Here is a 12,684-nt window from a genome sequence, read left to right as displayed (position 1 = left end):
AAACGGCACAGTCCGACGGATCCCGCCCCATTGACTGACGCACCCGCGACCCCAAATCAGGTTCCGGACAAGTCGCCAGAGCAGCAACGGACATCAATGCCGTGGAGCAGCGCTCTGTTCAAACCGGTCGACAATGGATGGCTGGTATACTTTCGCATCCTGTTCGGCATCGAAATGCTCTACACGGTTTGGAAGCATTACTCGGGATACCGGCTTTCCTGGAATATCAACAATCCGTTCCTTTTCAAATATCAGGGCTTTGAATGGGTTCAGCCGCTTCCAGGCAACGGAATGTGGGTTCTCCTTGGAATAATGGGCATTCTGTCGGTCTTCATCATTGCAGGCCTGATGTACCGCCTGAGTATGTTTCTGTTCTTCCTGGGTTTTACCTATTTGTTTCTGCTCAATCAGATCAACTACCTGAACCACTTCTACCTGGTCTGTCTGCTGACGCTGGTGATGACCTTTCTTCCTGCACACCAGGCATTTTCACTCGACGCCCTCATCAGACCCCGCATTCGTTCGAACGTAGCGCCCGCCTGGTCATTGTGGCTACTGAGGCTCCAGGTCGCTATCCCGTACTTCTACGGAGGGATCGCAAAAATCAATCACGACTGGCTGCGGGGGGAGCCCATGTATCTGTGGTTGTCAGAAAAGGCCCACTGGTTCCCGGGCGCAATCAGTGAGTTTTTCCGCACATGGGAAGCCGCAATCCTGTTCAGCTACGGAGGACTGTTTTACGACCTCCTGGTGATCCCGATGATCCTGTGGCGACGAACCCGCCTGCTGGCTTACGCGGTCACGATTTTCTTTCATATGACCAACACCCTGCTGTTCAATATTGGAATTTTTCCGTGGCTGATGATGCTGGCAACGTTGATCTACTTTCCAATCGACGTCCCTCGTCGCCTGCTGTCCAGGTTTACACAGGTACGGCCCGCCGAAATCGCAGACTCGACCGTTGTGACACTCGGAGCTCCACAAAAATTAGTAATTGCAATTCTGACCTTGTATCTGGGATTACAGTGTCTCGTCCCCTTTCGCCACCATCTGTATCCCGGAGATGTCAACTGGACTGAAGAAGGTCACCGTTTTTCCTGGCACATGATGCTTCGCTCCAAGCGCGGAGTCGCCCGCTTTTTCGCTCATGAACCGGCAACCGGTCGATCCCTGGAACTCGACCCAGGCGGATACCTAAATAAACGGCAAATCCAAAAATATGCGGGTAAGCCACGGATGATTCAGCAGTTTGCCAGGTTTCTGGCAGGCAACGCCGACATTCAGAACGAGTTGCGTCGTCGCGGGCTGAAGGGACCGATCGAAATACGTGTCGACGGATGGCTTTCAATCAACGGACGCCGTCCGCAAAGACTGATTGATCCCACGGTTGATCTTGCACGAGAGCCCTACAACATCTGGCCGGCAGACTGGATCGTACCGCTCACAGAGCCACTTGCTGAACCACCCTGGGGACCGAATCTCGAAGGCTGGTCACAGTTTCTGAGGAATCACCCGCGAATCTACAGCACCGACTGGGAATCTTCAGCCGACGAGCCGGTATCAACCGATGACAGATAAACGGTTCCGGCTCACAGCTGCGCACCAAACTGTTCAGAATAACACACGCCTTGATCCGATGTCTGATGATACACCGACGACATCACTCGTGAATTTCTTCAGAGCAGCCGGTTATTAGATTATTCGGAAGTGCCCTTGGTGATCTTCCCTCCGCCGGACATCTCAATGTTAATCACACTGTCCGTCGCAGTGACTAAAACATCCAGATCGGCCACCTGGGCACAGGGAAGCGGAATCAAGAGCGGATTATCGAAACCAGCCTCCTCGGCCTCCTCTTCGAGCTCCTCCGCCTCCACCGAATCCGCATCATCCACCATCAGCACTTCCGTGACCGGTCTGCTGGACGGGGTGATGGAAATACGATGCGCACCAACAACAACACCTTCCTGCGGCACGCCACCCGCCGTACTCGTGGTGAGGACATACGTCCCGTCCGACTTGATGCTGGCATAGGCGGGCTTGCCGGTCAGGTGCGACCCTGGTTGGTTTATGGGCTTCTCCCTAGGCGCAAACCGCACTTCACCAGATTGAACAGGATTCCCCTCACAAGTCACCGTGCCGCGAATCGTTACGTACTCAAAGGTTTCACCTTCTACGCCACAACCTGCACCGAACACACACATCGTTCCGAGCAACACCGTTGTAATGAACCGATACGGCAAATATAGCAGCTGGCTTTTCACTTTTTACTCTCTTCACTAATTTGACAAAATAACAAGCGGAAACGGTTCAAGGAAAGAAGTTCCGCCTTTAAAAAAAGACGGAACTTCTCAGCGAAATCAGTCTCAACTGACTTAGCTGCAATCAGCAGCTAAGTCGTCTTTGAGAAAACGTACTTTTAATATTCACCGACGATTAAACCGTCGTCACGGCAGCCAAGTCTTTCGTAAACCGAGCCAGCCATCATTTCACTCAAGAGATGAACCGAGCCGTCGCCGAAGGCAAACTGTGCTCCACCTGGATGAAAACTACCAAAGCTCCAGTCACCGTCTTTGGGTCCAGTGGGGTTAAGACCTTTCGGAAGCTGATTGATGCTATGTTCGGTATTGGTCATACGAATGTGTTTGTCCCAAAGCCGTCCGCCAAAACCGCCGGAAACCCCTGCCCAAAAGGAACGCTTTCCACCGGCATTCGGGAGGTCGTCGTCATTAATTGTGGCAGCTGGATTACCCGTGTCGTCATCGTGATTCCTTACTTCGCCCACGAAGATGGTATTGCTGGTTCCGTCGGTGACGTCACGAATTTTGACAATCCCTTCACCGCCAACGTTTGCATTTTTGTCCAACAGCTGACCAAGCATTCCATGGGTATTACCACGGTCGTCGTCCCCGATACCGTCAGTCATGTTGCCGGAACCACGATTGCCGCAATAATCCGAAACACCACATGAACTTGCGGCTGGAGCGTCGTTAAGAGCCCAGATGACAGACGGACAAATAAAGGCAGGTAGCTGCTGACGGATGGCCGCCGGTCCGTTCGCACAGTCCGGAATCATGCCTCGGGTTTGGTGACTTGCATCATCATCTCCGGGGTCCGAGTCAATAATTGTCCAGACGGTCGGATCTCCAGGACTGAGTGCATCATACACGTCGCCGTTATCCAGGAACGGCAGAATGTAGACGCCCCAGCCGAAAGTGTCATCGGCATAAAGTCCCCAAGGGAAGGTATTGTGAGCGTCGTGATAGTTGTGTAACGCCAATCCAATTTGTTTCAGGTTATTTCTACACTGAGTCCGTCGGGCCGCTTCGCGGGCCTGCTGAACGGCCGGCAAAAGCAGGGAAATCAGAATCGCGATGATCGCAATCACGACCAACAATTCGATCAATGTGAACCCCGGCGACTTTCCGGACTTCAACTGTTTTTTTGTTAACATCAAACCACCTCTGTACTTAGAACATAAAAAAACATGACAGCAAAGGTGCAGCTACGTGTATAGACACGAAGCTTAACCCTACAAACACAAGATCCTCATGTTCCCCTTATTACCATATAATGTTGTGCAAGTCAATAAATGGAATAATTACAATCGATGACTTTCACTCGTCCGTTTTGTTCCACATCCTTGTGTTTTATTGAAAAAAACTGCCCGACAGTGGGACCCACCAGTGAAATGCTTGGAGTCTGCTGCTCATGAGGCCCGACCTCCTGGATGTCTGAACTGGCACAAAATAAATGAACATAAGTCGTTGGCACGACAGTGACAGGCCGGCCATGTGTGCAATCCAGGTGCCTCTTGAGTGGAGCGACGGGCAACAGGCCACCGCAGGGATGCGGCTGGTGCCACAGCACGGGTTTGTTAATGCTCCAAACCGATGACGTCATTTCCGGTACACCCGGTGATCCGCCGACAGAACACAGTCCCGCGTTGAAGTACACAAAGCTGTAACAAACCCACAAAATTCGAACTATTGTCAGCATCGACAACCAAGACGAGCCGGATGGTGCGATTCAGCTTGCTGAACGCCGTTCAGACAACCGGTCAGGTCATTTCAATTACCGTTCAGTTAGGTTCATTTAGTCAGTTAGATTCATTTAGAAGGTGGCGTGAGCAACTTCATCATCTCGTTCACGGTGCAGCATTCAAATGAGGTCTGATCGCTGCACCGATTCAGAATCCGGTCGGCCGCGTCTGATTCAATCGCACCCCGAAGATAACGGTCGAATTTGCTGATCAGTAATGGAATGCCTTCATCGCGGCGACGTCGGTGGCCGATCGGATAATCCACCCGAATACGTTCCGTGGATGTGCCGTCACCGAAAAAGACCTGCACAGAATTTCCTATGGCACGTTTGCCGGACTCCATATATTCCCGCGTAAATCTTTCGTTTTCAGAACACACCATCCTGGCCCGCAGAGCATCGACTCGAGGATCCGCTGCAATATCATCCTCATAGTCGTCGGCAGTCAGTCGCCCAAAGATCAGTGGCACAGCCACCATGTACTGCAGGCAGTGATCGCGATCTGCCGGGTTGTCCAGCGGACCGGTCTTGTTAATGATTCGATTTCCTGATTCCTGCGTTTCCAGCACAACGCGTTCAATTTCGTCCAGTCGGTCTTTAACGACGGGGTGCAACTGCAATGCACACTCAACCGCCGTCTGTGCATGAAATTCAGCGGGAAACGAAATTTTGAACAGGATGTTTTCCATCACATAGCTTCCCAGAGCCCGTGACAATCTAACCGGATTCCCACCAAAGCTGACTTCCTGAAACCCCCAGTGCGGTGCGGACAAAGCCGACGGGTATCCCATTTCATCGCGCTGAGCCACCAGTGCCAAAAACAGCCCCCGAGCTGAAGCATCACCGCCAGCCCATGATTTCCTGGAACCCGTATTGGGAGCATGTCGATATGTTCTTAATGAAGATCCGTCTAGCCATGCATGAGACACAGCACTGCGAATTTGATCGCGCGAGCATCCCAGCATCGCAGCCGCCACAGCTGTTGAGGCAACCCGAACCAGCAACACGTGATCAAGGCCAACCCGGTTGAACGAATTGTCCAGCGCCAGCACGCCCTGAATTTCATGAGCACGAATCATCGCGACAAGCACGTCGCGCATGGTGAGCTCGGGGCAGCTGCTGCGTGCCTGAAAATCGGCAAGTGCCAGAATGGCACCCAGATTATCGGAGGGATGCCCCCACTCTGCCGCCAGCCAGGTATCGTTGTAGTCCAGCCAGCGGACCATCGCCCCGATATTCCAGGCTGCACGAACCGGTTCCAGCTCCCAGGCAGTACCCGGAACACGTGCACCACCTGGCATTTCGGCACCAGGAACAACGGGCCCCAGCAGCTTTGTACAGGCCGGATATCTGAGGGCATACAGTCCGCAACCGACCGTATCCATCCAGCAATACCGCGCCGTTTCCAGCGCCAGCGAGGAAACAGTCGCGTCAGGATCCAGGACGTAGTCCGCAAGCCGGGAAATCACCTGATCGAACTCAGGACGGACAGAACTTCTTTGGTCGCGGCCGGACACTATGACGGGTTTCTCATAAAGGCACGAATTGAAATGGATTTCCGGTTACACCGGATGGCCGGCGTCGACCGGCTGTTCAGACGTCTGACGGGATGCCAGCATTGAGATCTTACCGCCACGGGGAGCCGGCGGGCGGACCCCCCCAAGTCTGGCCAGCTGGGTCATCAGTTCATCGGTCACTTCACGCAGCATGTCCTGAGTCAGTCGCTGACCAAACCACCGGCTGATGTCAATCGGCTGTCCGTAGTGCAGCGTTGTCTGTGTCCGAACAAGAAATGAACGCAGCATCGATTTCCCACGCGGGGCACCGTGGATATAAACGGGGATCACAGGCACACCGGACTTAAGGGCCAGCCATGCTGCACCGGTATCTCCTTCAATCAACTGGACATCCGGCGCAACGTCGTTCAGCTTGCCTTCCGGGAAGACACCAACGAGCTGGTTGTTTTTGAGACGTTGGAGCGCAACACGGGTTGGTCCCATATCGCGACCACTGCGGGCCAAAGGAATGGATTCCATCACACCGCAAATCCAGCCGACGATTCCGGGCATCTCACAGTATTCCTTTGCCGTCATAAATCCTGGCAGGCGAATCCGGGATTTTTTGAATTCGCGACAGTGGTCTGCCCACATCAGCATCGGATCCACCGGACTGGTGTGATTGGCAATAATGATGGCGGCGGAGTCTTCCGGAATCGTTCGCGGGCCAGCCGCCTTCACGCGAAACATCAAACGCGTGTAACCCCGGGCGATCGCGTGCAGAACCCAGGCCTGAAAACCACATCTGCACACGTGAACGCGCCAGGCAGCCCAGATCAGGACACATGCCAGTGCTAACAGCGTGTAGTAAACATATTCCATCGAAACATCCGTTTTTCTGAGTCGGAGTTAATTTTTCTGAGTCGGAGTCAAACAGTGTTCAGTGAAAAGTGCGGCAGTGAGTCACACACAGTGATAACTATAGAAAACACCACCACAACCGGGCCAGTTGCAGACAAACGTTTAGATCACCAGTTCTCACGGCTCTGCAAAACCATCGTATTCCATGAGAACACCTCTACAAACCACCAGCTGCTCCGGTGCAGCATCGCAACCGACAACTTTCCCGACACTGACAATACCGATCAGAAGCCACACGCCGTTTCCCTCAACCAAACGCTGCCCCTGATGACGTTCCAGCACGGTCTTCTACCGCCAGAACATTTTTCAGGTCGCAGGACGCTCAAACATAATAATGTCTCACCCCCATGAGGGTGCGGTCCGTGTTCGCCATTATTTTCAGCCGGCGAGACAGGACAAGCCACTTCACGGAATCTCGATTTCGAGATCGGCTGCGACCGTTGAGTCTGTTGTATTACCGGCGTAGACTGACGGTCATCATCATTCTCTCTCCTTTGAATTCCCTCCGAAATCTACGGTTGAACGAAAGCCACAGGTTATGACCAGCTACTTATTTACCAGTGAGTCGGTCAGTATGGGTCACCCCGATAAGGTATCCGATCAGATTTCGGATGGCATCCTGGATGCGCTGCTGGAACAGGATCCGAAGTCTCGCGTGGCCTGCGAAACCCTGTGCACGACGGATTTGGTCGTATTGTCCGGGGAAATCACAACGGATGCCAGGATCGACTACGTCGATGTGACCCGTCGAGTCGTTCGTGAAATTGGCTATGTGAGTGATGATATTGGTTTCGATGCTGATTCCTGTCGTGTCTTCTCGGCACTGCACAACCAGAGCACAGATATTGCTCAGGGAGTGGATCGTGACGGAGCTGGTGATCAGGGCCTGATGTTTGGATACGCATGTAACCAGACCGAAGAATTGATGCCATTGCCGATCGCATTGTCTCACCGCATCATAAATCTGCTGGCAAAGAAGCGACAGGACGCCGACGTAGACTGGCTGCGTCCTGACAGCAAGAGTCAGGTCACAGTCGAATACCAGGACAACCGTCCGATCCGGATCGACGCGATTGTGGTGTCGACCCAGCACTCACCCGACGTTTCCCAGCAGGACATTCGTGATTATATTGTGAATAACGTCGTTCCGGAATCCGTTCCTGCCGAACTGCTGGATGCCAACACCAAGTACCATGTCAATCCAACCGGTTTGTTCGTAATCGGCGGCCCGCATGGTGACACAGGTCTCACCGGCCGCAAAATTATCGTGGACACCTATGGCGGGTGGGGACGGCACGGTGGTGGAGCCTTTTCCGGCAAGGATTCAACCAAAGTCGATCGATCTGCCGCCTACATCGCCCGCTACGTTGCCAAGAACATCGTAGCCGCGGAACTTGCAACCGAATGTGAAGTTCAGCTGGCCTATGCCATCGGTGTGGCAGATCCGGTGAGTGTGCGTGTGGATACCAACGGAACGTCAGATTATTCTGAAGAAAAAATCCAGGAAGCTGTCAGAGAAATCTTTCCGCTGAATCCGAAAGGGATCATCAACCATCTGCAGTTGCGCCGACCTATCTTCCAAAATACAGCACATGGTGGTCACTTTGGCCGAAATGAACCGGAATTCACCTGGGAATCCACAGACAAGGCAGACCAGCTGAAGTCGGCAGTCTCATAGGAACGCCCTGCGATCGCCGGGAGCGCATAAGCCGCAACAGCGTAGCACGTTCTGTTGTGGTTCAGTCGAGCGATTCGCACAACCCGAATTTGCACAACAAAGACGCGGGGCAGTGTATTAACGGGCTGTAGACGAATTGTTATCAGCTGCCTGGTTGCGGTTGCCTGTGTCCCACGTGCTGCATGTCGGAAGTTCTGAAAAATTCCATCAGCGGGTTTGTTCGCAACCAAAGCGGGGAGGGGTGACAGAACGAGCACATTTTACGGGGGCAGTCCGACGGTGTGCCATACCCAACACACCGGGGAAGCAGTAACCACACCGCCCACACGAATCATCATCTAGGTAACCACAAGTCCCGTACGCGACACTGTGACGAATTGCCGCAAGCTGAATAACAGGATTCAATCGACACCTGGCACCGGTAAACGGGTTGATTCCGACAGCAGAGAACCAGGTTCGTCAATCTGGCACAGGCAAGGAACAAGGCGGAACAGAGCCGAAAAAACAGGCGATCTGCACCAAACACCTGTTCGCCTGCGGACGGAAAAGCTCTGTGTCGAACCGGCAGGAACGTCGTGGTCACGGGACACACACCAACTCCATACACAGGTCGCAGCATGAGAGGATCGCAAAATTTTCAGGAATTTAGCCGGACTGACCTGTTTCACACAGGCCACAATTTCGGCAGACAGAACGGAACGATTGAGAATAATTCGTCGCCAATCTTTACTCACTTCCCGAATCTGCGGTCAATCCACTGCAGGATCAGTATCGAACCGACTGATAACATCCGACTGGATTAAAACATGACTCAATATTCAGGTCACAACCCGAAGTGGTTGTTTTCGTCAGTGACAGCAGGTGGAATTCTGCTGATTTCCGCTGTAGTTATTTCCTCGCTGGCCATCGGAGCAAACGAACAGGAATCCGTGATAGATTCCACCAAAAACACCGGGCGTCCCGGACGACTACAGCCATTCAATTCCGTCATCGGATCATGGCGTGGCATTGGACAACCCAAACATGGTTCGCGAAAAGGCGCCTGGCAGGAAAAAACCGTTTGCCGCTGGGACTTTTCAGCCAATCAGCCCGCGGTCCGGTTTGATACTCAAGACGGTCGTCAATTCTCACGACTCACGCTCACGATTTCGACTGACGGCAAACAGCTGATCCTGCACCAACAGATTGATGGAAAGCCTGCCCGGACCTACCGTGGTCACATTCCCGCTGCATTGCCGGCCAGGATCCGACTCGTTACTCCACCCGCAGAGGACGGCTCACGTTATCGATGCACCATTGAGCAACTCAGAGACATTCGTCTGGTAATGCTGTTCGAGCGACAGACCGTCTCCACGGGCAGTTTCCGACGGATCGCCGGAATCGGTTACACCCGATCGGGATACAAACTTGCGCAGACATCCGGAAATCAGCGGGAATGCGTGGTCACCGGCGGTCAGGGAACGATTTCAGTGGTGCACAACGGCAGGAAGTGGTATGTGTGTTGTGACGGCTGTCGTCAGGCCTTCGAAGATGCGCCGGACGAAATCATCGCAGACTATCTTGCACGCAACGATTAAAACATGGTGACCCGACTGCCACATGACAGCATCAGCCGGTAAACGTGTGAAACAGCAGACTCTCTGCACAGTTTCGGCCCTGTTACCGGGCTTTGTGGTGTTAACGGGTTTCGAAATCTAAGGGAAACAATCGCGATGGGCAGGTCTGTGGGCAGAGTCACCTACGACAATCAGGGGCGCATAGTTCTCGTCAGTGGAGGCGTCTCAGGAATCGGACAAGCCATTTGTGATGCATTTGCTCAATCAGGAGCAATCGTCATCTGTCTGGATATCGCAGAACCCTGTACAGATGTCCCTTTGTCTGACGGCGTGGAATACCTTCGCGGCGACGTGGGTTCGGATGACGATTGTCGACGAGCCGTTGACCACGCCGTGGAGACTCACGGAGGTCTGGATGTACTGGTCAACAACGCGGCGATTCAGCCTGTGGAGGCCTATCGACCGGTGGATGAACTGCCAATCGAAATCTGGGACCGCATTGTTCGAATTAATTTCACGGGTTACACCCTGCTCGCCAGGCACGCCCTGAGTGTGATGAAAAAACAACAATCCGGTGTTGTTGTGAATATCGCCAGCGCGCAGGCTCATCGAACGGCACGGGGTGTTGGCGCTTATGGTCCGATCAAAGCAGCCAACGTGCTGCAATCGCGACAATGGGGAGTCGAATACGCACGCGAAGGCATTCGCGTTGTGTCTGTATCCCCCGGAGCAATTGACACTCCACTGGTTCAAGCCAGTGCTGAAGCTCAGGGAGGTGAAGCTGAGCTGGCCAATCGGCATCCACTCGGTCGGATTGGCCGACCAAATGAAGTGGCACAGGCTGTAGTATGGCTGGCGAGCGGTGACGCCTCGTTCGTTACCGGAGCGGATCTTGAGGTCGACGGGGGTCTCGGTGCATTCGCTGCGTTTGCAGATCCCTATCCCATGTAAAAAAACCGGAAGAACAGATTTTGTCTGGTGAGCAGGGAATGTTAGTTTCCCCGGTTCCGGCATCAGCCATCAATGCAGGAGTGAACAACCCGGATTTGGCGGTATGTTCTCAAAAACATCGCCTGAAGGCGGCCTGCACGGACCCTAGTTGAGCTGGCCACGTTGAAGGCAGTCAAGTGATTCCCCACCTTTGGCTTGTCCGAACGTCTGCCGGAGCATTACGGAAACTTCCGAGGGGCTGCTGACGTCCGAAAGCCGGCTTTTACACGCAAAAATCAACCTCGCATTGCTCCGATCAGCACATTCTGCCAGAATTTACAGTGCGCTCGATTCGCGGGAAACCGAGCGCCCTGCGGGAATGATCTGATTCAGGCAAAGGAGTGCCCGAATGTACAAATTGCTGCTTTGCATCCGTTATCTGCGGACTCGCTACATTGCTCTGGCCAGCATTATCAGCGTGATGCTGGGCGTGGCCACGATGATCGTCGTGAACAGCGTGATGGCCGGTTTCACGACTGAAATGCGAGATCGAATCCACGGTTATCTTGCCGATGTTCTGATTGAATCGCGCAATGCAGACGGGATTCCGGACTCCGCAGATCTGCTGAAGCGGGTTGATGATGCTGTCGGGGAGCATGTGGAAGCGGCAACGTGCACCGTTGAGATGCCAGGTGTGGTGTCGATGGACATCAGAGGCGAGACGTACACAACCCCCGTGACGATTATTGGAATTGTGCCATCGGAGAAAGCCAGAGTCGGCCCACTGCTGGACTGTCTCGCCAGTTACAACCCAGGGACAGAACACGGCAGCGCTCGACCTGCTCTTCGTTCCCGCGATGTACCGGTCGGCTGGGAGCTCACCGGCGATGCCGCCGAACGGCGGCGGGCCATTATGCAGCAGAGAGAATCCCTGCTGCGCAATCAGGGACTCCTTGAAACCTCAGGCCTCACCGAACCGGGCCCGCAGCATTCCATTGTCGCGGATGCGACAGAATCAGAAACACTCCAGGAACCTGATTTCGACGAACCAGCAACCACCGACAGCCAGGCTGCTTCTCCATTTGATGACCAAAATCCTTTTGAAGATTTTGAAGACGTCGCCTTCGATGATGTGGCCTCCGGCATTCGCAAGGAACCACAGGACGCTCGTATCTACATAGGTGAAGAGCTGGTCAGCTATCAGGTTCGTAATCCGGAGACCGGGAACCTCGAAAAAGTCATGATGCTTCAGCCCGGCGAAGACGTGACCTTGACCACGGTAACCCGGGGTCGACCACCAAAGCCCGTCAGCTTTGAGGCCACAATCTGTGATGTTTTCCGCAGCGGCATGAGCGAATACGACAGCCAGCTCGTACTGATGAATCTGGAAGAACTGCAGAAGAATCGCGGCATGCTGACACTTGACGAAAACGGCAATATCGCAGGTGATGCCGTTACATCGATTCAAATCAAACTCAAAGACTACGCTGATTCCGAAACGGTTGTCCGACGACTCAAAGCCGTATTTCCTCCAGGAATGGTGACTGTCCGAACCTGGGAGTCCAAGCAGGGCCTGCTGCTGTCAGCGGTGGAAATGGAAACCGCGATCCTGAACGTACTGCTGTTTCTGATCATCACCGTGGCAGGATTCGGCATCCTGGCGATTTTCTTCATGATCGTTGTTGAGAAAACGCGTGACATCGGAATCCTCAAGTCATTGGGTGCCAGTTCGCAGGGTGTCATGTCGATCTTCCTGTCTTATGGCCTGGGTCTCGGACTGGTCGGCAGCCTGGCCGGTGTCACGATGGGGCTGGTGTTTGTGCATCACATCAATCAGATTGAAGCCGGACTTAGCTGGCTGACCGGACGAAGAGTTTTTGATCGGGACATTTATTACTTTTCGAGTATTCCGACACAGGTCAGCCCAATGATGGTGTTCTGGGTGGCTGTCGGTGCAATTGGTATTGCTGTACTGGCCAGTGTATTGCCGGCACGCCGAGCGTCCCGACTCCATCCCGTGAGGGCCCTGCGATTCGACTAAAGATGTCTATCAGCTCAGTCGTTT

General features: G+C 53.6%; 10 protein-coding genes. 5 read left to right on the top strand and 5 right to left on the bottom strand.

Annotated features, from left to right (window positions below; genetic code table 11):
• Positions 1-30: 30 nt before the first annotated feature.
• Complete coding sequence (locus MK110_15275; GenBank protein ID MCH2212663.1) at positions 31-1,578, top strand: HTTM domain-containing protein; 1,548 nt, start codon at positions 31-33, stop codon at positions 1,576-1,578.
• A 119-nt stretch (positions 1,579-1,697) separates the two neighbouring features.
• Here MK110_15275 and MK110_15270 read toward each other — a convergent pair whose 3' ends face one another.
• The 5 genes from MK110_15270 to MK110_15250 all read right to left on the bottom strand — a co-directional run bounded on the left by MK110_15270 (position 1,698) and on the right by MK110_15250 (position 6,737).
• Positions 1,698-2,261 carry a hypothetical protein gene (locus MK110_15270; GenBank protein ID MCH2212662.1) on the bottom strand — a complete coding sequence of 188 codons (564 nt, stop codon included), beginning with the start codon at positions 2,259-2,261 and terminating at the stop codon, positions 1,698-1,700.
• A 155-nt stretch (positions 2,262-2,416) separates the two neighbouring features.
• On the bottom strand, positions 2,417-3,451 hold the full coding sequence (locus MK110_15265; protein ID MCH2212661.1) for a DUF1559 domain-containing protein: 1,035 nt from the start codon (positions 3,449-3,451) through the stop codon (positions 2,417-2,419).
• A gap of 655 nt (positions 3,452-4,106) precedes the next feature.
• On the bottom strand, positions 4,107-5,507 hold the full coding sequence (locus tag MK110_15260) for a bifunctional 2-methylcitrate dehydratase/aconitate hydratase (protein ID MCH2212660.1): 1,401 nt from the start codon (positions 5,505-5,507) through the stop codon (positions 4,107-4,109).
• A 93-nt stretch (positions 5,508-5,600) separates the two neighbouring features.
• Positions 5,601-6,416 (bottom strand): 1-acyl-sn-glycerol-3-phosphate acyltransferase, encoded by an 816-nt coding sequence (locus MK110_15255; GenBank protein MCH2212659.1) that lies wholly within the window; start codon positions 6,414-6,416, stop codon positions 5,601-5,603.
• 156 nt (positions 6,417-6,572) lie between these two features.
• Positions 6,573-6,737 (bottom strand): hypothetical protein, encoded by a 165-nt coding sequence (locus MK110_15250; protein MCH2212658.1) that lies wholly within the window; start codon positions 6,735-6,737, stop codon positions 6,573-6,575.
• Positions 6,738-6,993: 256 nt separating this feature from the next.
• Between MK110_15250 and metK the strand changes: the two genes are divergently transcribed.
• The 4 genes from metK (at position 6,994) to MK110_15230 (ending at position 12,660) form a co-directional block, all read left to right on the top strand.
• Positions 6,994-8,133 (top strand): methionine adenosyltransferase, encoded by a 1,140-nt coding sequence (metK, locus tag MK110_15245; protein ID MCH2212657.1) that lies wholly within the window; start codon positions 6,994-6,996, stop codon positions 8,131-8,133.
• Between the two features lie 806 nt (positions 8,134-8,939).
• Positions 8,940-9,710, top strand: coding sequence for a hypothetical protein (locus MK110_15240; protein ID MCH2212656.1), 771 nt, complete (start codon positions 8,940-8,942; stop codon positions 9,708-9,710).
• A gap of 135 nt (positions 9,711-9,845) precedes the next feature.
• Positions 9,846-10,640 (top strand): SDR family oxidoreductase, encoded by a 795-nt coding sequence (locus tag MK110_15235; protein MCH2212655.1) that lies wholly within the window; start codon positions 9,846-9,848, stop codon positions 10,638-10,640.
• Between the two features lie 388 nt (positions 10,641-11,028).
• Positions 11,029-12,660: an FtsX-like permease family protein gene (locus MK110_15230; protein MCH2212654.1), complete on the top strand. Its 1,632-nt coding sequence runs from the start codon at positions 11,029-11,031 to the stop codon at positions 12,658-12,660.
• Positions 12,661-12,684: the final 24 nt, after the last annotated feature.

This window comes from Fuerstiella sp. (assembly GCA_022447225.1).
Lineage (GTDB): Bacteria > Planctomycetota > Planctomycetia > Planctomycetales > Planctomycetaceae > S139-18.
This window is presented reverse-complemented; position numbering and strand designations above follow the sequence as displayed.